Below are 19731 nucleotides of genomic sequence, written 5' to 3'. Positions count from 1 at the left end.
CCGATGACCGAGCCGAAGCAGATCCACCTCGCGGCGCACTTCCCGGGCGTCAACAACACCACTGTGTGGAGCGACCCGGAGGCGGGCAGCCACATCGAGTTCAGCTCGTTCGTGAAGCTCGCGCAGACGGCCGAGCGCGCCAAGTTCGACTTCTTCTTCCTCGCCGAAGGCCTGCGGCTTCGCGAGCAGAACGGCCTCATCTACGACCTCGACGTCGTCGGGCGCCCCGACACGTTCACGGTCCTCTCGGCGCTGGCCGCAGTCACCGAGCGGCTGGGGCTCGCGGGCACGATCAACTCGACGTTCAACGAGCCGTTCGACGTGGCGCGCCAGTTCGCGTCGCTGGATCACCTCTCGGCCGGGCGCGCGGCGTGGAACGTCGTGACGTCGTGGGACGCCTTCACCGGCGAGAACTTCCGCCGCGGCGGCTTCCTGCCGCAGGACCAGCGGTACTCGCGCGCCGAGACGTTCCTGCGCACGGCCTGGGAGCTGTTCGACTCCTGGCGCGGCGACGAGGTCCTCGCGGACAAGGCGACCGGCCGCTTCCTGTCCGACCCCCACGCCGGCGCGTTCTCCCACCACGATCAGCACTTCACCATCGACGGCCGCTTCCCCGTGCCGCGTGGCCCACAGGGCCGGCCGGTCACCATCCAGGCCGGCGACTCCGACGAGGGTCGCGAGTTCGCCGCCGCCACGGCCGACGCCATCTTCAGCCGCTACGGCACGCTCGAGACCGGCCGGCCGTTCTACCGCGACGTGAAGGGCCGCCTCGCGAAGTACGGCCGCACGCCCGACCAGCTCGTGATCATGCCCGCGGCGACCTTCGTGCTTGGCGACACCGACGCCGACGCCCACGAGAAAGCCCACGTGGTGCGGCTGCAGCAGGTCAGCGAGCAGACGGCGATCAAGTTCCTCGAACAGCTCTGGAACACCGACCTGTCCGAGCACGACCCGAACGGCCCGCTGCCCGACTTCGACCCGGTCGTCGGCGAGGACCTGATCTCGAAGGGCCGCGCCAGCGTGCGGATGTACCGGGACCCGCTGGCCACGGCGAAGGAGTGGCGCCAGCTCGCGGAGGCCAAGAACCTGACCGCGCGGGAGGTCATCATCGAGGTCACGGGGCGCCAGACGTTCATCGGCTCCCCGACGACCGTCGCGACCGCCATCAACGACCTCGTGCAGAACGATGCCGCCGACGGGTTCATCCTCGTGCCCCACGTGACGCCGGGCGGGCTCGACGAGTTCGCGGACACCGTGGTGCCGCTGCTGCAGGACCGCGGGGTGTTCCGGACGGAGTACTCGGGTACGACGCTGCGAGACCACCTGGGACTCTCGCAGCCCTGACACCGCAGGTGCGCCGGCGACGCCCCCTGTGGGCCGGCCGCGCCCTCACGCACGCGGACGCGGCCGGTGTCAGGAGCGCAGCCGCGACACGATCCCCAGCCACGCCTTCGCGTCGGACAGGTCGCGGTGAACCTGCAGCACGCGGTCGAGCGCGAGCATCCGCAGGGGACGCAGCACCGCGACCCGGCCGGTGACGATCGCGTAGGGCACCGCGGCGACGCGGGCGGCCTCGTGGGCCCGGACGAGGGCGCTGATGCCGTCGGACGAGCAGAAAGTGACCTCACGCAGGTCGATGAGCAGCACGGGGGGCCCGAGCTCGAGCTCCACGGCCAGCTGCTCGGTTCGCGGCCACGTCCGGGAGGGGTTCCGCCACGGCAGGCCTCCCTCCACGCATCGGCGGAGACGCCAGGTACGCGGGCCCGGCCGGTCTCCGCAGTCCTCGGCACGGCCGGGACGACGGCAGACGGCTTCTTGGTGAACCGCGGTCACCGGAGCCTACGCCGGTCACGGCCGAGGTTGAGCCTCGCTCGCGCCGGGGTACCCGGCCGGCATGAAAAAGACGCTGTACAAACCTTTGAACTTCGCCGTCAGCGCCCTCGGCGGTCTGGTCGCCGGGCAGGTTTTCAAGCTGCTGTGGCAGCGGATCGCCGGCGAGGACGACGCCCCGAGCGCGACGGACAAGCACCGCGGCTGGCAGGAGATCCTCATCGCCGCGGCCGTGCAGGGCGCGATCTTCGGCGCGGTGAAGGCCGCCGCCGAGCGCGCCGGCGCCGTCGGCTACGAGAAGGCCAGCGGCGAGTGGCCCGGCGACGACTGACCAAGGGAGCGACCGTGGACGACGAACGACCCACCCTCGAACTCCACCGCGTGGCCGCCGACGAGGACTCGAGCGGCAACCGTCCGCCGCCTTCGCGGTGGGCCGAACGGGAAACGCCGCTGGAGGACGAGCACGGCCGGTCCCGCCGCGGGACGGAGAACTTCCGCGGCGGCGACTGACCGATCCGACCCCCAGCGCTGTCCGACGCCGGCGCCCTCGCGCTGCGCCGGTCACCGGTTCGAGGTCGGCGGGGCGCTCGGCGTGAACGCGGTTCACCGACGCGTCGCACGATCCACACTCGAATGTCCACATCGGACTTTCTTGGGCCCAGGATCGCCTGAACCTGCTGGCCTTTCGAGGTGCAGGGGCGCCGTGGGCACCTCCGGATCATTGTGGAACGGCGGGTACTCGGGCGGCGCCGCCGGCCTGCCGGGCCGGGGTCGACGGGTCGCCGGCCGAATGCGCAACCCCTCACCTTCCGGGTGAAGCGGAGTCGCGTTTGCTTGCCGCGGGGGCGGGTATCCGGAATCGTTGTGGGGCAAAGAGAACGGAGGCAACCATGACCATGGCCGAACAGGAGACCCGACAACAGCCGGACGCGGACGCCGAACCCACGCCGCGGGCCGCCGAACTGCCCGGGCAGAACCGCCGGGAAACCGGCAACGAGATCCGGATCGCCGCGCAGCGCGCCGGACGCGAATGGCAGCAGCCGGAAACCGACTGACCTGCCGATTCGTCCACTCCCCGTCCCCAAGCATCATTCTTCGGCGTGGCCTGACCGCCCTTGCGGTGCACCCTCGGCGGACCGCCATCGACCGTGCGCGACACGGGCGGAACGGCCGGGTGACCGCGGCCGCGCGGTGCGGGCCGTCCGGCTCGGCACCGCCTGCCAGGACCGCCGCGGCCGACGGTGGCGGCCGCCCACGAAGCGGCCGCGCCGGCTCGCCAACGTCGAGTCGACCTCGTTGCGCGAACGGCTGCCCGGCCCGGCTGGCCGGCGCTGATCCCCGGCACGTGGCGCTGGGCTCCGCAGCGCCTGGCGGTGACGAAGTCCTGGGGCTCGCCGAGGGCTACCTCGACGCCGGGCCGCTCCGGCAGCGCCTCGCCCGCCACGGCGTGCACTACCGTCGCACCGCGGCCGGGCCTTCACGGCCGACGATCTCGCCGGCGCGTTCGGGCCCCGAGGCGCCTGATCGCCACACCCGACCAGCGGCTCGTCGACCGTCCGCTCGCCGGGCTCGACCCTCGCCACATCGACTCGACGGTCCTCAATGGACTGACGGGCAAATCCGCACTTCGGAAACGGGACTTGCCCGCCCGAGACTCGCTCCGTCTGACCGTGCTCGCCGGCCGGGTCACCGCCGGAGGCCGAGCGTCAGAAGACGAACTGCTGCCCACCGTCGATGTCGTACGTTGCGCCTGTCAGCGCCGTGTTGGTCATGAGGTGCACGGCGAGCGCGCCGACGTCCACCGGGGTGACGACGCGGCCGATGGGCAGCGTGGCGCGCAGTTCGGCGCGGCGCTCGTCCAGGCCCTCGCCCAGCAGTGACGCCGACAACGGCGTGTCGACGAACCCCGCGGCGATCAGGTTCACCCGCACCGGTGCGATCTCGAGGGCCAGCGTCGCGGCGAACGGGGGCAGCGCGGCGGTGGCCGAGGACACGATGCCGAGCGCGCGGTTCACCCGCCGGCCGCCGGTGCCGCCCATCAGGACGAGCGAGCCACCCGGGGGCATTTTCGCGGCGGCGCTGCGGGCGACTTCGAGGCCGACCACGAGGTGGTCGCTCAACGCGTCGCGGATCTCGGCCGCCGACATCGCCAGCAGCGGCCCGTAGCGCGGCGCCCCCGCGGTGATCATGACGTGGTCGACGGCGGCCAGGCCCTGGAAGAACGCCGCCATCGCCGCGGGGTCGGTCGCGTCGAAGGCCGAGGTGTCCTGCGCGCCGACATCGGCCGCGGCCTTGTCGAGCTTCTCCGGATCGCGCCCGGTCAGCACGACCTGCGCACCCTCGGCCCGCGCGAGCCGCGCGGTCTCCAGGCCGATCCCCGCGCTGCCTCCGATGACGACGACGGTCTGGCCCGCCAGACCCCGCCCCCGCTCGACGTCCGCCATCCGTCCTCCGTGCTCGTGAAAGCCCCCTCGTGAAATGCCGCCTCGTGAAATCCCTCAGAGCGGCAGTTCCGTGCCCGCCCGCTCCGCCACCATGTACCGGCTGTACCACTCCGGCCAGTTCGCGTCGGCCTGGCCGGTGCGCTTCTCGTGCTCGCCGTGCGCCACCTCCGCGCGGCGCATCGCGTCGGCCAGGTCGCTCACCGACGCGAACGACGTCTCCGCCGCGTCGACCCGCCCGGGCAGCCGCGTGGTGATCTCCTGCAGCTGCCACTGGTTCCCGTCGGGATCGGCGAACGTGGCCTGCGACCGGTAGCTGGTGCGATCCGGGTCCACCCCGGGCTCCGGCCCGTCCGGGCCGAAGTGGACGATCTCGCTCATGGCGACGCCGGCAGCGACCAGCGCGGCGCGCGTCGCCTCGATGTCGGAGACGACCACGTACCCCTTCGCCGACCCGGGTTTCGCGTCCGTGAGGTTCGCCCCGAACTGCACCGAGCACGGCGACCCGTGCGGGGTCAGCTGCACGATCCACGGCGGCGTCTCGTCCAGGCGCCAGCCGATTCCCGTGTAGAACGCCTTGGCCCGCTCGACATCCGCGACGGGGATCACGAGCACCTCGACCTTCATGTCGACGTTCTCGAGCCCGCTCTCCGACGTGGTCATCCCGGCCTCCCGTGGCAACGCAGGCGCCCCAGCGTAGCCGTTGTGCCCGGAAGCGGGCACGGCGTTGAAAATCTTCCCGCCGATCGGGTCCAGGTGTGGCTCACCGGCGTCTGAGCAAGCGCGGCGCGACACCCCAGAACACGACGAAGAGCAACAGCGCGAAGCCGGCCACGCCGAACATCGCCGCCGCGCCGTAGACGACCTTCGCGATGAGCGCGACCGTCACCGTGATGGCCAGAGCCAGGCAGACCAGCCCGGCGACCACCACGCGGTTGCCCACGGTGAGGATGTGCTCGCGGCTGCCCGTCCGGAACAGCAACCGGTGCCAGGCCGCGGGTGCGGTGAGCATTGCCGTCGCTGCCACCGCGAGCACGACGGCCGCCATGTGCAGGCCCTTCTCGAACCCGCTGGCCTCGCGGAACAGGGAGGTGAAGACCACCGAAAGCAGGAACCCGAACAGGATCTGCACCCCGGCCTGGGCCACCCGCAGCTCTTGCAGGAGCTCACTCACGTTCCGCCCGAGCTTCTCATCGCGGGTCTCGCCGGAGTGCTCCGTCACCCATCCGAGTGTAAGCACGACCAGCGAAGACGGCAGCGCTTCGCACGTCCCGGCAAGGTTTCACCCCCGCGAGACGGGGTACCCGAATTTCAGGCGCGGCACGCGGTCCCAGCCAGGTCGCGCCGACCGGGCGTCGCCGGTCCACGAGGTCGGCGACGCCCTTCGACCTGCCCGGAGAACCGGGGAACCGACTGTCCTCATCGGACTGTTTCGAGATCATCTCCTCTGCGGCGGAGATTCACCCCCGGGGTACCGGGAGCGAATCTCCGCTACGGAGCTCACCACGCGCTCGGGACCATGGTGCTCACACCGAGGATCAAGCGTTCCGCGTCGCGGTCAGCGCCTCCAGGTCCACGGTCACGCCGTACACGTCGAGCGCCTCCTCCACGGAAAGCAGCTCGTCACGCACGTCGCGCAGCACCGCCTCGACCGGACGGTCCGCAGGGGACCCGTGCCCACCGCCGCCGGCCGTGCGGAGGGTGACCGTCGGAGCACCGGCGTCGAACGGCAGTGCCCCCAACCGGGCCGAAGTCTCGGACACTGGCACCGCGACGCGCCACCCCGAGCTGTCCGGGGCCGAGATCGCCCGCCACGTGGGCCGTGAGCGCAGCCAGATCTCGCGGATGCTCAAGGCGTTGTCCGCCCACGGGCTGGTCGAGCAGAACCCCGAGACGCGTGGGTACCGGCTCGGCTGGCAGCTGCACGTGCTCGCGGCGCACGCCGGCGACCAGCGGCTGCTCGGCAGCGGCACGGCGGTGCTGCGCGCCGTGGTCGCCGAGACGGGCGAAAGTGCGCTGCTGTCGATCCTGCAGGGCGACCAGTCGTTCACGATCCTGCGTGAGCGCTCGCCCCACACCGTGCAGGCCGGCGGCTGGGTCGGGCGGACCTCGCCCCTGCACGTGACCGCGTCGGGCCGCGCGCTGATCCTCGACCACGAGGACGACGACATCCGCGCGCTGCTGTCGCGCACGCCGCCGGGCGAGTTCGGCCCGCGCGCGCTGCGCAGCGTGGCCGAGGTGCTCGAACGGCTGCACCACGAGCGGCAGGAGAGCTGCACCGTGGCGATCGACGAGCTGGAGGGCGGGCTGCTGTCGGTCGGCGCGCCCGTGCGGGACGCGACCGGGCGGATCATCGCGTCGCTCAACGTGTCCGCGCCGACGAGCCGGGCACTGGACCGCCTGACCGAGCTCAGCGCGACGACCAAGGTCGCCGCGCGCCGGCTCAGTGCCATCATGAGCCGAGCGTCCTGACGGCGTGCTCTCAGAACATCACCACGTGACGGCACAGCCACCACACGCCTACACTCGTCGGCGATTCCACTGTGGACCGTCGAGGAGTGCCTTGTCATGACCGAAGCAGTCGCCCTGCACCACGACGCCATGCACCACAACGCCATGCACCACGACGCCGTGGTCGCGGACGCGCACAACGACCTGCTCATGCTCTGCTCGCGCTACCCCGCCGCCCGGCAGGCCGCGTACTTCCGCAGCGTATGGCTGCCGCAGCTGCGCGCCGGCGGCGTCGACCTCCAGGTGCTGCCGGTGTTCCTCGAACCCGAGTTCCGCCCCGAAGGCGCGCTGCGCCAGACGCTGCGGATGATCGAAACCGCCTGGCGCGTCGAGGCCGGCAACCGCGATGCCGTGCGGCTGTGCCTCACCGGCGACGACATCCGCGAAACCCTCGCCGACGGCCGGATCGCCCTCTTGCTGGCGCTGGAGGGCTGCGAAGCCGTGGGCCTCGACGTCGGCCTGTTCGAGACGCTGCACCGGCTCGGCGTGCGGATGGCGTCGTTCACGCACTTCGGGCGCACAATGCTCGCCGACGGCTCGGCCGAGGACGACACGGGCGGCCGCCTCACGAGTGCGGGCGTGGACGCCGTGGCGGTGTGCGAGGAGCTGGGCATCATGCTCGACGTCTCCCACCTCGGCGCCACGTCCACCGACCACCTGCTGGAGCTCGCCACCCGGCCGCTGGTCGCGTCCCACTCCTCGGCCTTCGCCGTGCGCGCCCACCACCGCAACCTCACCGACGCCCGCCTGCGCGCGATCGCCGACGCCGGCGGGGTCGTGGGGATCAACGTCCTGGCCCAGTTCGTCGACGAGCACGAGCACACCGTCGCCCGCGTCGCCGACCACATCGAACACGCGGCGGACGTCGTCGGCGTCGCCCACGTCGGCCTCGGCCCCGACTTCATCAAGGAGGTCTCCGACAGCCTCCGCCGTGCCGACGAACGCTCGTGGGACGACCGCACGGCGCGCGAGTTCGTGCCCGGCCTCGAAGGCCCGGCCGGGCTCCCCCGCATCACCGCCGAGCTCCGCCACCGCGGCTGGGCCGAGCCCGACGTGCGCCAGGTGCTCGGGCTCAGCTTCCACGACCTGTTCCTGAAGGAGCTCGGAGTTCCGGGAGCCGCACGCTAGCCGGTCCCGGACCGTCCACTGTGGTCAGCGGCCTCAGCCGAGCATCTTCTGCGTCTCGTCCCACAGCCGCGCCGCCAGCGCCGGGTCGATCGCGTACGGCGCGACACCCTTGCCGTCCGGGGTGGGGTTCGGCTGGACCGGCGCGAGGGCGGTGTCCTCGAAGTAGCGGCCCGTGATCCCCTCGACCAGGGGCGAACCCGCGAGCAGCACCGACGTCGACGCGCCCTGGTCCGGAGTCTTCCAGCCCGGCGGGACGGCGAGGACGTTGCCGTGGTCGTCGAGGGCGCCGACGAAGCCGAGCTGCGTTTCGTCGAGGTGGCGCTGCAGGTTGGTCATGATGCCGCCCGGGTGCAGCGCGTTGGCGGTGATGCCGTCGGCCGCCCAGCGTTCGGCGAGGGCGACGGTGAAGAGGATCATCGCGGTCTTCGAGCGGGCGTAGGCGGTCCACGCTTCGTAGGGCGTGCGCTCGAAGTGCGGGTCGTCGAAGTCCACCGCGGCCATGAGGTGGGCCGAGGACGCGACGTTGACCACGCGGGCGCCGCCGGCCTGGGCGAGGGCGTCGTGCAGGCCGAGGGTGAGCGCGGCCGGGCCGAGGTGGTTCACGGCGAACTGCCGCTCCCACCCGTCGGCGGTGCGCGTGAGCTCGGGCAGCGCCATGACCCCGGCGTTGTTGACCAGGATGTGCAGCGGGCCGTCCCACGCGGCGGTGAAAGCCGCGATGCTCGCGCGGTCCGCCAGGTCGAGCTGCACAGCGGGCAGATCCTCGACGGCCTTCGGGTTGCGGACGGCCACGGTCACGTCGGCGCCGGCCGCCGCCAGAGTCCGGGCGGTGACGAGGCCGATGCCGGACGCGCCTCCGGTGACGATGGCGCGAAGGCCGGTGAGGTCGACGCCGTCGAGCACCTCGGCGGCAGTGGATGAAGCCGTGAACGGAAGTGCGGTGTCAGTCATTTTTCCAGCTCTCTTCGATCTTCTCGGCACCCGGGTACCGAAGGTTCAGCGGGGGAAATCGGTGCTGCGGGCCACGTCCTCGCCCGCGTCCAGCTCGGCGAGGCGCGTGGTCAGTGCGGCCCGGATGGCCTCGAAGGCATCGGCGCCGAGGGCGAGGCGGCGCGGGGCCGGGGTGACGCCGGCCGAGTCGATCACGGCCGTCGCGACGCGGGCCGGGTCGCCGGGGGCGTCGCCGGTGAGGTTGCCGGCGCCTTCGAGGTACTGGCGCAGCCGGCCGACGGGCGTGCTCGCGTAGACGTCGAGCGGTTCGGCGACGGACATCGCCGCGCCGAAGCCGGTGCGGATGGTGCCGGGCTCCACCATCGTGATGCCGACGCCGAACGCCGCGACCTCGCCGATCACCGACTCCAGGAAGCCCTCCACAGCCCACTTCGACGCGTGGTACATGCTGCCGCCGGGGCTGGAGATGTGGGCGCCCATCGTGGACGTCTGCACGAACCGCCCGCCGCCCTGCGCGCGCAGGTGCGGCAGCACGGCGCGGAACAGTTGGATCGGCGCGGTGGTGTTGAGCGCGAGCTGCCCCTCGATCGCCTCGTCCGACAGCTCTTCGGCGGCCCCGAACGCCGCGGCGCCGGCGTTGGAGAAGACCACGTCGATGCGCCCGAGCTCCGCGAACGCCTTCTCGACCACGGACCGCAGCTGCGCCGTGTCGGTCACGTCCAGCTGTGCGGTCCACAGCAGGTCCGGGTGTCCCAGGCCGGCCAGCGTCTCCGGCCGGCGCGCCGTGGCGGCCACGCGGTGTCCCCGCGCCAGCAGCTGCTCGGTGACCGCCCGGCCGATGCCGGTCGACGCGCCGGTGACGAACCAGGTGACCATGTCGCGCTCCTTCGATAGTTCCAACTGTTTGGTTTAATCTGCGCAAGACAAAACCAACTGGATGGTTTAAAATCTAGCCACGGCTCCGCCGGATTGTCAACCAGCCAGTTGGTTTATTACCCTGGGGCCATGACGTACGACTCGGACGCGACCCGCGCCCGCCTGCTGGAGGCGGCGCACGACGAGTTCGTCGAGCGCGGCCTTGCCGGTGCCCGGGTCGACCGCATCGCGGCCGCGGCCTCGGCGAACAAGCAGGCCATCTACGCGTACTACGGCTCGAAGAACGCCCTGTTCGACGCCGTCCTCGACGCGCGGCTCGGCGTGCTCGCCGACCTGGTCCCCTTCACGCCCGACGACCTGCCCGGCTACATCGGCGCGCTGTTCGACTACCTCGTCGCCGAGCCGACCGTGATGCGCCTCATGCAGTGGAAGGCGCTCGAGCGCCCCGAAGCGTCGGCCGCGGAGGTGCGCGCCCACCTCGACAAGGCCGCGGAGATCTCCGCCGGGCACGACGTCGACGTCGAGCAGGGCATCGACGTCCTCATGCTCACCCTCGCGCTGGCGCAGTCGTGGAATCTCACCCCGCCCGACATCCGCTCCCCCGCCGGCCACGACTCGGCCGCCCGCCGCAAGCGCCACCGTGAGGCCGTGCTGCGCGCGACCACGGCCGTCGTGGCCGAACTCCTGGGGTCCGACGGTGCAGACTGAGCTCTGATCATCCACGAGCGGAAGGAGCCGCATGAGCCGGTACGCGCGTTTCGAGCACCTCAGGGTCGACGGGCCGGACGAGGACGGCGTGGTCGAACTGGTGCTGGACGGGCCGAACCTCAACGCCGTGAGCGAGGCCGCACACGGCGACCTCGCCGAGATCTGGCGCGAGTTCGACCGCGACCCCGCGGTGAACGCGGTGCTGCTGCGCGGCGAGGGCAAGGGGTTCTCCGCCGGCGGGTCGTTCGACCTGGTCGAGAAGCTGACCACCGATTTCGAGGCCCGCTCGCGCACCATGCGGGAGGCGCGGGACCTCGTCTACAACATCATCGACTGCTCCAAGCCGATCGTGTCCGCGATCCACGGGCCGGCCGTCGGCGCGGGGCTGGTGGCGGGCGTGCTCGCGGACGTGTCGGTGGTCGCGAAAACGGCGAAGATCGTCGACGGCCACACGCGGCTCGGCGTCGCGGCCGGGGACCACGCGGCGATCTGCTGGCCGCTGCTGTGCGGGATGGCGAAAGCCAAGTACTACCTGATGACCTGCCGGCCGATGAGCGGTGAGGAGGCCGAGCGGATCGGCCTGGTTTCGCTGTGCGTGGACGAAGAGGCGGAGCTGCTGCCGACCGCGCGCGGCCTCGCCCGGGAGCTGGCGCTCGGCGCGCCGAACGCGATCCGGTGGACGAAGCAGAGCCTCAACGCGTGGTACCGGCAGATCGCCGGCGCGATCTTCGACTCCTCGCTGGCGCTGGAGTTCTACGGGTTCGCGGGGCCGGAAGTGCGCGAAGGCCTGGCGTCGCACCGGGAACGCCGCAAGCCCGACTTCACCGGCCGGGGCGGCGCCGATGCCTGAGGCACTGCTCGACGGGCTGCGGGTAGTCGAGATCTCCAGCTACGTCGCCACTCCCCTGTGCGGCTTGACCCTGGCCCAGCTGGGCGCCGACGTCGTGCGCGTCGAACCGCTGGGCGGCGCGCCCGACCGCACGCGCTGGCCGCTGGCCGACTCGGGCACGAGCCTGTACTGGACCGGGCTCAACAAAGGGAAACGCTCGATCGCGGTGGACCTCGCGTCCGAAGTGGACCGACAGCGGGTGGCGGACCTGATCGTCCACGGTGGACCGTGTGTCGTCGTCACCAACACCGATCGGCATCCCGAGCTCACGCACTCCGCGCTGTCCGCGCGGCGCCCTGACGTGATCCACGTGCTGCTGGAAGGCCGCTCCGACGGGGGCGCCGCCGTGGACTACACCGTCCAGGCGGCCACGGGGTTCCCGCTCATCACCGGCCCGCCCGACGTGCCCGGGCCGGTGAACCACGTCCTGCCCGCATGGGACCTCGCCGCCGGCCTGTACCTCGCCACGGGCCTGCTCGCCGCCGAGCGCCGCCGCCTTCAAACCGGCCGGGGCGCGTCGTTGCGCGTCGCGCTGGAGGACGTGGCCCTCGCCACCGCGGGCAACCTCGGTTACCTCGCCGAAGCCCAGGTCACCGACCACGAACGCGCCAAGTCCGGCAACGACATCCACGGCACCTACGGCCGCGACTTCACCACGGCCGACGGCGTGGCCGTCGTGGTTGTCGTGCTGACCGAACGCCATTGGACGAAGCTGCTGGCCGCCACGGGCCTCACCGCCGCCTTCGCCGCTCTCGCCGACTCCCTCGCGATCGACTTTTCCGGCGAAGCCGCCCGCTTCGAACACCGCGACCTCATCTCGGTGCTGCTGGCCCGCTGGTTCGCCACCACGCCGTACGCCGACGCCTCCAAGGCCCTCGACGCCCACCGCATCCTGTGGCAGCGCTACCGCACCTTCGCCGAGGTCGGCCGCGACCCCGAACTGGCGGACCAGGACCTCTTCGCACCCCTCGACCAGCCCGGCGTCGGCCCGCACCTGGCGCCGAAATCGCCGCTCGTGGTCGACGGCGCTCGCCTCGACCCGATCCCGGCGCCGTCCGTCGGGGAGCACAACGCGGAGGTCTTCGGCCCGTAGCTCCTGGGTGGTCCTCGCCGATGACCTTCGGCGAGGACTGGGGTGGGGCACGCCGAAAGCCGCGACGGGCCGAAAACCCTTACGCTGAGCCGGAGTCGAGGAGGGGCCCCGATGCGCGAGGCGGACCGGTGAGCACGTACGACGCGATCGTGATCGGTGGTGGGCACAACGGGCTCGTCGCGGCGTTGTACCTCGCCAAGGCCGGGTGGTCCGTGGCCGTCGTGGAGCGCAACGACAGCGTGGGCGGGGCGATCGCCGGCGGGGAGGTGACGCTGCCGGGGTTCGAGCCTGACCTGTACTCGACGAACCAGAACCTGTTCCTCGGTTGCGCCGCCTACGCCGACTTCGGCACCGACCTCACCCGGCTGGGCCTCAAGTTCCGAGTCACGCACCAGCCCTACTCCAACGTCTTCCCCGACGGCCGCAGCCTGCGAGTCCACCACGACCACGAGAAGACGCTCGAAGGCCTCGCCGCCCATTCGCGGGCGGACGCCGAGGGATTCGAGCGCCTTACGCGGTGTACCGTCGGTTCGCCACCCACCTGTTCGCGCTCTACGGCTCGGCGCTGCCGTCGAGAGCCGCCGTCGGAGAAGTCGCGCGACTGGTCCGGAAGCAGGGGGTGCGCGGTGCGCTCGACCTGGCCCGGACGCTGCTGATGAGCACCCGCGAGCTCGGCGAAACCTGGTTCGAGACCCGCGAAGCGCAGGCGATGGCCGCGTGCTGGGGCATGCACCTCGACTTCGCGCCGGACGTCGGCGGGGGCGCGATGTTCCCGCTGCTGGAGCTGTTCGCCGACATGGAAAACGGCATGTCCGTCGTCGAAGGCGGAGCGCAGCGACTCCCGGACGCACTCGCCGCGCTGCTGGCCGAGCACGGCGGCGAAGTCCACACAGGACTCGAGGTCGACGGGGTGCTGCGCGAGGACGACCGTGCCGTCGGGTGCGGACGGCGGACGGCACCCGCCTGCGGGCGCGGGGCGCGGTCGTGGCCAACGTGGGACCCCGAGCGCTGTACGGAAAGCTGCTCGACGTCCCCGAAGACCTGCGGCGCAAGGCGAAGAACTTCCGCTACGGCCCCGCCACGCTCATGCTCCACCTCGCACTCGACGGCCCGCTCCCCTGGGCCGCCGGCGAAGACCTCGCCGAGTTTGGTGACGTCCACGCCGCGCCCTACGTCGACGACCTCGCCAAGACCTACACCGAAGCCCAGGCCGGCCTCCTGCCCGCCGACCCGTTGCTGGTCGTCGGCCAGACCACGGCCGTCGACCCGACACGCGCCCCCGCCGGCAAGCACGTCGCGTGGCTGCAGGTCCGCACCGTGCCCTCGGTGATCCGCGGCGACGCGGCCGGCACGATCCGCGCGACGACCTGGCCCGAAGCGGCCGAGCCGATGGCCGAACGCGTACTCGCGAAGCTCGAGCGCTACGCACCCGGCGCGTCGGCCCGGATCGCGAAGTACGCGGTGCACACACCCCAGGACCTCGAATCCGCAAACCCGAACCTGGTCGGCGGCGACAGCGTCGGCGGCAGCCACCACCTGCCGCAGAACTTCGTCTTCCGCCCGCTCGGCTGGGGCCACCACAGCTACCGCACGGCGGTCGACGGGCTCTACCTCACAGGCGCGGCGACCTGGCCGGGCGCCGGCACCAACGCGACGTCCGGCCGGCTCGCGGCCCAGCGCGTGCTCCGGGACGCGAAGCGCCGCCGCTGACGGCTCACGCGCGGTCCTTGTTCACCACGCGCAGCACCAGCCACTGGTCGAACCACGCACCCACGGTCGTCACCACGAGCATCATCAGGCCGAGGATCAGGTGGGTGTAGCTGTGCAGCGGCGCGACGCTGTCGGTCAGCCGCGTGAGGCCGAGCTGCACGAGCAGCCGCGCCACGAACAGCGTCGCCACCAGGCCCAGCGCCTGCTTGCGGCGCCACACCGCGCGCAGCAGCCGGCGTCGCCGCGCGAGCATCGTGGACCACAACACCAGGTGGACCGCGAGCACGACGAGCGGCAGCAGCGCCACCCACGGGTACCGGTCCTGGAACTGCACGGTGAGGTCCCCGCTCGCCGCGAGCAGCCCCACGAGCACGAAGTACCACGCGGGCAGCCCGGTGATCCTGCCCTGCGGAAGCCACTGCGGCCCGGGGATGAAGTCCGTCTTCAGCATCGGGGTCTCCTTCGTGTGCCGATGCGTCGAGACTCCCGCAACCGGCGACGGCGAAGATCGACCGCGCGAACGAACCTCGGCCGCCGTCTCATACCTCCGGACGAGACGCGCGCAGCACCTCCACGAGGTCCCGCTCGCCGAAGCCCGCCTCGCTCGCGACCACGCGCAGCGACCGGTGGGCAGGCGCGCGCTGGCCCAGCTCGTAGAGCCACGTGCCGAGGCGGTAGCGGTGTCCGTCGCGCTCCGGCAGCTCGCATTCGACGAGCTCCTGCACGAGCCGGTGGACCGTCGCCTTCGGCAGGCCGCTGCGGCGGGCCAGCCCGCTGATCCCGAGCACGGACGAGCTCGCGTCCAACGACCGCAGGATCGCCCGCGCGCGGCGCAGCACCGCCTTCGCGGGCGGGGTGCCGAGGGGTTCGCTGCCGGCCGCCATCCCGCCTGCCGCCGCGACCGCTGATGCGAGGTGGTTTCCCGGCCGCCGCACCCGTCGTCACGGGCCCGCGCTCAGGGGCGCGAGCCCCTCAACCAAGACGTCAGCGTGGACTTCGCCGTCTCCACGCGCGACGGCGTGGTGAGGCTCTGGGCGACGAGGTGGCCCGAGCCGCCGCCGAGCCCGGCGCCCGGGTGAGTCGACGCGCCGATGTGCCACAGCCCCGGCACCGGCGTACGGTGGTGGGCCGCGCTGGGCAACGGGCGCCACAGGAAGCTCTGGTCGACTTCGGCGGCGCCGCCGTACGGGTCGCCGGCGACGGCGTTGACGTTCGCGGCTTCGAGGTCGGGCGGGGTGATCACGTCGACGGCCAGCACCTTGTCCCGCAGCCCGGGCGCGTGCCGCGCGATCCGGTCCAGCACGCGGTCGGCGTAGGCGGAGGCGAGCCGCGACGTCCAGCCGTCCGTGACGTCGAGCTCCCCCGCCGCGTCACCGACCGGGGCGAACGGCGTTTCCTGCAGCTGCAACCACAACGCGGCCGCGCCCTCGGGCACGCGTGAGGGGTCGAGCAGGTACTGCTGGCCGACCACGATCGTCGGGCGGTCCGGCAGCAGGCCGGCTTCCGCTTGGGCGCAGGCGATGCCGGTGCTCGCCGAACCGTCGGAGACGTGGACGAGCGGGATCTCGCGCAGCCGCTCGTCGCGCCAGTCCAGTGGCGCGGACAAGGCGACGTGGATCTGCAGCTCCGCACGGCCGTAGCGGAAGCGGCGGGCCTCGTCGGTGACCTGCTCGGGCACGGACCCGGCAGGCAGCAGCTCGCCGTACAGCGCCGTCGGAGTCACCGACGCGACCACGGCCCGCGTGGCCCGCAGGGTCTCACCGCCGGCCACGACACCGACCGCGCGGCCGCCTTCGACGAGGATGCGTTCGACCGGCGCGCCCGTGCGGATCTCCACACCCCGAGCTTCGAGCAGCGATCGGAACGCCTCGACGAACCGTCCGGCCCCACCCTCGACCACGGGCAGGCCGAACCCGTGCATGGTCGCCGCCAGCACCGGCACGAGGAACCCGCCCGAGGCCTGGTCGGGGGCCAGGCCGGCGTGCAGCAGCCACGGGATCCACAGGTGGTCGACCTCGGAGCCGGTGAACTCCCGCGCGCACCACGAACGGCCGCTGCTCACGAAGTCACGCAGCCAGCGTTCGGTCCCCGTGCGGCCGAGGCCGCGCGCGAGCCCGCCGGCGTGCTTGAACAACAGAGGCGAGCGCAGCTCCGAACCCATCAGCCCGCCGACGGGGCCGGCGTGGTCCAGGAAGTCCTGCAACGCCTTCAGGTACCGGGTGCGGTCCTCGGCGTGCGCGAACTCCGCCGCGGTCTGCTCCGGGTCGCGGTGCGCGACCACGGCATGCCCGTCGTCGGCGATGCTCGCGACGAGCGGCCCGTCGGCGTTGCGGTAGACGAGCCCGTGCCGGTGCAGCTCCTCCCCCAGCGCCGCGTACGCGCCGCCCGAGACGAACAGCGGGTGCCAGGAGGAGAACGTGTCGTGCACGTAGCCCGGGAGCGTGCGTTCCTCGCTCGCGATGAACCCGCCGAGCCGGTCGTTGCGCTCCACGAGCGTCACCGACCAACCCGCACCGGCCAGTTCGGCCGCTGCCACCAGCCCGTTGACGCCACTGCCGATCACGATCGCGTCCGGCATCTACTTCCCCTTCACGCCGTCCTCGTCACGACAGGTGGGCCCGCACCGCGTCCCGTCGCGGATCGGTCCAGCCCTTGCTCTCAGCGTAAACGATCATCTTCCCGAACGCTTCAGTCCACTGTGGATCGTCACCTGGTCCTTCGCCCCGCAGCCACGCCACCGACAGCCACGCGTGCCCGCCGGCCGCGGTGCCGGCTCCGGCGCCGCGCAACGCCGCGTCGACGTCGGCTTCGGTGACTCCCTCGGCTCGTTCGACCGACAGCGACCTCAGCTCCTCGGCTTCGACCACCGTCGGCCGAAGCTCCGCACCGATGACGACCTTCACGCCTTCTCCTCCCGTTCGACCTGCTGCGGCAGGTGGGTTCCGAATGCCCGGTTGTGGTAGGTCAGCGGCTCGTCCAGCCGCGGCACCGCCGAAAGCCGCACGCGGGCCAGCACCCTCGAACCGGTGTCCAGTGCGACGCTGACCAGCGGCGGATCGGCCGAGAGCGCCGCGAAGGCGCTGACCATGGTTTCGTGGGGAACCCCGTCGTGCAGCGTCGTCACGATGGACACCGGCGCGCACACCCCCGCCATGGCCTCGCGGAACAGACCGCCGTCGACGCCGGCGGTTCCCGTGGTCACGCTCATGACACTCCTCTCCGAGCGGCGTCCCGAGTCTGCCTCACCCGCCCGCGGTGAGCCCGACGATCGTGTTGAACGCCTCTTGCCGAAGCACGCGATGGATTCGTCTTTCCTGCACGACGTCCGGCGCGGTCAGGCAGATCGCCGCGAGGGCGAGCCGTTCGTCGGCCTGGGTGGGTTCGAGCGCACCGAGCAGCACCACAGTCCGTTGTGGACCTCGCCCTGCTCGAAATGCAGGCCGTCCTTCACCCCGGTCTTGATCACGCTCTTGAGCCCGGCCGAGTCCACCGGCGTCTGCCCCGTGAGCCGGGGCACCGGTTCCTCCGGCAGCAACGGGCCGCGTTGCGCCGGCGGCCGCTCGCGGTCGCCCACAGCGGGTGCGGGCGGACCACCACGCCGAGCACGTTGGCGCGAACGGCGGTGCGCCGGCGCGGCAGGTGCCACAGCAGCGGCACCTGCTCACCGCCGAGCAGCCAGCTGACCACCACGATCTCCCCGGTCTGGTCCGCGGCGGGGTTGAGCGTGCGCGGCCTGCGCGCGGCGTTCCACCGCGCCGACCTGCCCTCGCCGATGAAGTACCTGCGCGAGCTCCGGGTGCGGCGCGCCCACGAGGAGCTCGTGGCCAAGAGCGCGGAAGAAACCACCGTGACGGCGGTGGCGCTGCGGTGGGGGTTCAGCAACGCCCACCGCTTCGCCGCGCTCCACCGTGAGCTCTACGGCACCTCACCCGGCCGGGCCCTTTCCGGGCGGGATCAGGCCTTCGCGCGCAGCCCGGCCACGAGCTCGTCCGCGGCGCAGCAATCTTCCTCGGTGGCCTCGAAAGTCGAGGTCGCCTTGGTGTAGGAGCGCGTCAGCTCGAGGATCTCGATCGTGTAGTCGTCGAGGATTTCCCGGTGGCCCAACGCTTGCACGGCGCGGTGCTCGGGATCGTCGTACCAAGCGCGCATGTGCTCTTCGGTCTCGAAGTACGCGATGGCCAGCTCACGCCCGTCCGGCACGTCGAGCTTGTGCAGCGCGACGAACCCCGGCATCGCGCAGGCCCGCTCGAACATGCGCGCCCCGATCGCGGCGTACTCGTCGTTCTGCCACTCCGGCTTGACCTTGCCCCAGAAAAGCGCGACGAACATCTCGAACCTCCTGCGAACGGGTCCACGGTGACCGCCCGCGAGCGTATAGCACCCGTGCCGACCGTCACAAGTACGCGATGTCAACCGTGCAGCCTCCCCGGTGGACGACGCGAGATCAGCCGATCGCCCGCCGCACCAGCGCGGTGATCTGCTTCTCGACCTCGGCGGTCACCTCGGTCACGGCATACGCGACCGGCCACAGCGCACCGTCGTCGAGCTTCGCCAAGTCACTGAAACCGAGCGTCGGGTAGCGCGTCTTGAACTTCGCCGACGGCTGGAAGTGACACAGGAGCTTGCCGTCGAGGGCGTAGGCCGGCATGCCGTACCAGAGTTTCGGCTCCAGCTGCGGCGCCGCGGCCAGGACGACGGCGTGCACGCGCTCGGCCCGCTCCCGGTCCGCCGGGTCCAGCTCCGCGATCTTGTCGAGCACGTCCTGGCGCGCCTGCGCCGCCTTCTCGGCTTTCGAGCCGCCACGCGCGGCCGCCTTGAGGTCCTTCGCGTGGTCCTTCATCGCCGCGCGCTCTTCGGCGCTGAAGCCCTCGCGCCGAGCCGCCTGTCTGGTGGCCATCAGATTCCCCTTCCGTCCAGATCGGCACGGACCGTGCCGATCCGGGCTCAGCATTGCTTCCCCGTCGACACCTGTCAATGGCACGGTCCGTGCCGTTAGACTCCCCAGCCATGGCCGAGGGACCCCGGCGCCGAGGCGCCGCGCGTACCGACGAGCTCCTGCGGGTCACGCTCGACCTCGCGACGGAGGTGGGCTACGCCGGGCTGAGCATGGAGGCGGTCGCGCGCCGGGCCGGGGTCGGGAAGCACACGATCTACCGCCGCTGGCCGTCGAAGTCCGCGCTGCTGCTCGACGCGCTCGCCCGCGTCTGGACGACCGACCTGGACTACCACGACACCGGTGACGTCCGCGCCGACCTGCGCGAGCAGTTCCTCCGCTCGGCACCCGCCCTCTCCACGCCCCCGATCGGGCCCGTGTACCGCGCGGTGATCGCCGAAGCGCAGTCCGACGATGCGCTGCGCGCAACGCTGCACGAGCGGTTCCTGGTGACCGTGGAGAAGAGCACACTCGAGCGCATCACCCTCGCCCAGCGCACCGGCGAGCTCAAGGCGGACGCCGAGCTCGGGTTCGCCGCCGAGGTCCTGTGCGGCACGCTCTACTACCGCGCCCTGCTCTCGACCCGCCCGGTCGACGAAGCCGCGGTCGACGGCCTGATCGACCTGTTCATGGCCGCGTACGCCACTTGATCCTTTGTGGA

General features: G+C 72.0%; 27 protein-coding genes. 13 read left to right on the top strand and 14 right to left on the bottom strand.

Features of this window, described 5'->3' with window-relative positions; all coding sequences use genetic code 11:
• Positions 1-3: 3 nt before the first annotated feature.
• Complete coding sequence (locus K1T34_RS43470) at positions 4-1344, top strand: NtaA/DmoA family FMN-dependent monooxygenase (protein ID WP_220240462.1); 1341 nt, start codon at positions 4-6, stop codon at positions 1342-1344.
• Positions 1345-1413: 69 nt separating this feature from the next.
• On the opposite strand, the gene K1T34_RS43465 is transcribed toward K1T34_RS43470, so the two are convergent.
• Complete coding sequence (locus tag K1T34_RS43465) at positions 1414-1671, bottom strand: STAS domain-containing protein (protein WP_220240461.1); 258 nt, start codon at positions 1669-1671, stop codon at positions 1414-1416.
• Between the two features lie 223 nt (positions 1672-1894).
• On the opposite strand from K1T34_RS43465, the gene K1T34_RS43460 reads away from it, so the two are divergent.
• The 3 genes from K1T34_RS43460 to K1T34_RS43450 all read left to right on the top strand — a co-directional run bounded on the left by K1T34_RS43460 (position 1895) and on the right by K1T34_RS43450 (position 2885).
• Positions 1895-2161: a DUF4235 domain-containing protein gene (locus K1T34_RS43460; protein WP_220240460.1), complete on the top strand. Its 267-nt coding sequence runs from the start codon at positions 1895-1897 to the stop codon at positions 2159-2161.
• Positions 2162-2175: 14 nt separating this feature from the next.
• The gene (locus K1T34_RS43455) at positions 2176-2340 is read left to right on the top strand and encodes a hypothetical protein (RefSeq protein WP_220240459.1); all 165 of its coding nucleotides are present in this window, start codon (positions 2176-2178) and stop codon (positions 2338-2340) included.
• 380 nt (positions 2341-2720) lie between these two features.
• Positions 2721-2885 carry a hypothetical protein gene (locus K1T34_RS43450; RefSeq protein ID WP_220240458.1) on the top strand — a complete coding sequence of 55 codons (165 nt, stop codon included), beginning with the start codon at positions 2721-2723 and terminating at the stop codon, positions 2883-2885.
• A gap of 651 nt (positions 2886-3536) precedes the next feature.
• Here K1T34_RS43450 and K1T34_RS43445 read toward each other — a convergent pair.
• The 3 genes from K1T34_RS43445 to K1T34_RS43435 all read right to left on the bottom strand — a co-directional run bounded on the left by K1T34_RS43445 (position 3537) and on the right by K1T34_RS43435 (position 5493).
• On the bottom strand, positions 3537-4274 hold the full coding sequence (locus tag K1T34_RS43445) for an SDR family oxidoreductase (RefSeq protein WP_220240457.1): 738 nt from the start codon (positions 4272-4274) through the stop codon (positions 3537-3539).
• A gap of 54 nt (positions 4275-4328) precedes the next feature.
• Complete coding sequence (locus K1T34_RS43440) at positions 4329-4934, bottom strand: VOC family protein (protein ID WP_220240456.1); 606 nt, start codon at positions 4932-4934, stop codon at positions 4329-4331.
• A gap of 100 nt (positions 4935-5034) precedes the next feature.
• Positions 5035-5493 carry a DUF6328 family protein gene (locus tag K1T34_RS43435; protein WP_220240455.1) on the bottom strand — a complete coding sequence of 153 codons (459 nt, stop codon included), beginning with the start codon at positions 5491-5493 and terminating at the stop codon, positions 5035-5037.
• 479 nt (positions 5494-5972) lie between these two features.
• Here K1T34_RS43435 and K1T34_RS43430 point away from each other — a divergent pair, with 479 nt between their 5' ends.
• Both K1T34_RS43430 and K1T34_RS43425 read left to right on the top strand, forming a co-directional pair.
• Positions 5973-6743, top strand: a complete 771-nt coding sequence (locus K1T34_RS43430) for an IclR family transcriptional regulator (RefSeq protein WP_220240454.1) — start codon at positions 5973-5975, stop codon at positions 6741-6743.
• A gap of 96 nt (positions 6744-6839) precedes the next feature.
• Complete coding sequence (locus tag K1T34_RS43425) at positions 6840-7910, top strand: dipeptidase (protein ID WP_220240453.1); 1071 nt, start codon at positions 6840-6842, stop codon at positions 7908-7910.
• Between the two features lie 33 nt (positions 7911-7943).
• Here K1T34_RS43425 and K1T34_RS43420 read toward each other — a convergent pair whose 3' ends face one another.
• Both K1T34_RS43420 and K1T34_RS43415 read right to left on the bottom strand, forming a co-directional pair.
• The gene (locus K1T34_RS43420) at positions 7944-8861 is read right to left on the bottom strand and encodes an SDR family NAD(P)-dependent oxidoreductase (RefSeq protein ID WP_220240452.1); all 918 of its coding nucleotides are present in this window, start codon (positions 8859-8861) and stop codon (positions 7944-7946) included.
• A 45-nt stretch (positions 8862-8906) separates the two neighbouring features.
• Complete coding sequence (locus K1T34_RS43415; RefSeq protein WP_220240451.1) at positions 8907-9737, bottom strand: SDR family oxidoreductase; 831 nt, start codon at positions 9735-9737, stop codon at positions 8907-8909.
• Between the two features lie 129 nt (positions 9738-9866).
• Here K1T34_RS43415 and K1T34_RS43410 point away from each other — a divergent pair, with 129 nt between their 5' ends.
• The 5 genes from K1T34_RS43410 (at position 9867) to K1T34_RS43390 (ending at position 14137) form a co-directional block, all read left to right on the top strand.
• Entirely contained in the window at positions 9867-10445 is a 579-nt protein-coding gene (locus K1T34_RS43410) for a TetR family transcriptional regulator (RefSeq protein WP_220240450.1), read from the top strand.
• A 31-nt stretch (positions 10446-10476) separates the two neighbouring features.
• Complete coding sequence (locus tag K1T34_RS43405) at positions 10477-11295, top strand: enoyl-CoA hydratase/isomerase family protein (protein ID WP_220240449.1); 819 nt, start codon at positions 10477-10479, stop codon at positions 11293-11295.
• Positions 11288-12427 (top strand): CoA transferase, encoded by a 1140-nt coding sequence (locus K1T34_RS43400; protein WP_220240448.1) that lies wholly within the window; start codon positions 11288-11290, stop codon positions 12425-12427. Before K1T34_RS43405 ends, K1T34_RS43400 begins: the two co-directional genes overlap by 8 nt.
• A gap of 128 nt (positions 12428-12555) precedes the next feature.
• Positions 12556-13083: an NAD(P)/FAD-dependent oxidoreductase gene (locus K1T34_RS43395; RefSeq protein WP_220240447.1), complete on the top strand. Its 528-nt coding sequence runs from the start codon at positions 12556-12558 to the stop codon at positions 13081-13083.
• A 283-nt stretch (positions 13084-13366) separates the two neighbouring features.
• A complete protein-coding gene (locus K1T34_RS43390) occupies positions 13367-14137 on the top strand; it encodes an NAD(P)/FAD-dependent oxidoreductase (RefSeq protein WP_220240446.1) in 771 nt (256 codons plus the stop codon).
• 4 nt (positions 14138-14141) lie between these two features.
• On the opposite strand, the gene K1T34_RS43385 is transcribed toward K1T34_RS43390, so the two are convergent.
• From K1T34_RS43385 to K1T34_RS43360, 6 genes are all read right to left on the bottom strand, one after another.
• Entirely contained in the window at positions 14142-14588 is a 447-nt protein-coding gene (locus tag K1T34_RS43385; protein WP_220240445.1) for a hypothetical protein, read from the bottom strand.
• 88 nt (positions 14589-14676) lie between these two features.
• Positions 14677-15021, bottom strand: coding sequence for a helix-turn-helix domain-containing protein (locus tag K1T34_RS43380; RefSeq protein WP_220240444.1), 345 nt, complete (start codon positions 15019-15021; stop codon positions 14677-14679).
• 71 nt (positions 15022-15092) lie between these two features.
• Positions 15093-16715 carry an NAD(P)/FAD-dependent oxidoreductase gene (locus K1T34_RS43375; RefSeq protein WP_220240443.1) on the bottom strand — a complete coding sequence of 541 codons (1623 nt, stop codon included), beginning with the start codon at positions 16713-16715 and terminating at the stop codon, positions 15093-15095.
• 25 nt (positions 16716-16740) lie between these two features.
• Complete coding sequence (locus K1T34_RS43370; protein WP_220240442.1) at positions 16741-17040, bottom strand: hypothetical protein; 300 nt, start codon at positions 17038-17040, stop codon at positions 16741-16743.
• Entirely contained in the window at positions 17037-17345 is a 309-nt protein-coding gene (locus K1T34_RS43365; protein WP_220240441.1) for a flavin reductase family protein, read from the bottom strand. The genes K1T34_RS43370 and K1T34_RS43365 overlap by 4 nt, the downstream gene beginning before the upstream one ends.
• 34 nt (positions 17346-17379) lie before the next feature.
• On the bottom strand, positions 17380-17541 hold the full coding sequence (locus tag K1T34_RS43360; protein WP_220240440.1) for a hypothetical protein: 162 nt from the start codon (positions 17539-17541) through the stop codon (positions 17380-17382).
• Positions 17542-17570: 29 nt separating this feature from the next.
• Here K1T34_RS43360 and K1T34_RS43355 point away from each other — a divergent pair, with 29 nt between their 5' ends.
• Entirely contained in the window at positions 17571-18182 is a 612-nt protein-coding gene (locus K1T34_RS43355; RefSeq protein ID WP_220240439.1) for a helix-turn-helix domain-containing protein, read from the top strand.
• Here the strand turns inward: K1T34_RS43355 and K1T34_RS43350 are convergent.
• On the bottom strand, positions 18092-18466 hold the full coding sequence (locus tag K1T34_RS43350; protein WP_220240438.1) for an antibiotic biosynthesis monooxygenase: 375 nt from the start codon (positions 18464-18466) through the stop codon (positions 18092-18094). The genes K1T34_RS43355 and K1T34_RS43350 overlap by 91 nt on opposite strands.
• A 115-nt stretch (positions 18467-18581) precedes the next feature.
• Positions 18582-19034 carry an iron chaperone gene (locus K1T34_RS43345; protein ID WP_220240437.1) on the bottom strand — a complete coding sequence of 151 codons (453 nt, stop codon included), beginning with the start codon at positions 19032-19034 and terminating at the stop codon, positions 18582-18584.
• Between the two features lie 110 nt (positions 19035-19144).
• Between K1T34_RS43345 and K1T34_RS43340 the strand changes: the two genes are divergently transcribed.
• A complete protein-coding gene (locus tag K1T34_RS43340; RefSeq protein ID WP_220240436.1) occupies positions 19145-19720 on the top strand; it encodes a TetR/AcrR family transcriptional regulator in 576 nt (191 codons plus the stop codon).
• The last annotated feature ends 11 nt before the right edge of the window (positions 19721-19731 follow it).

Origin of the sequence: Amycolatopsis sp. DSM 110486, from assembly GCF_019468465.1 — a bacterium.
Lineage (GTDB): Bacteria > Actinomycetota > Actinomycetes > Mycobacteriales > Pseudonocardiaceae > Amycolatopsis.
Note: the sequence above shows the minus strand (reverse complement) of the source record. Positions and strands in the feature narration are given on the sequence as shown.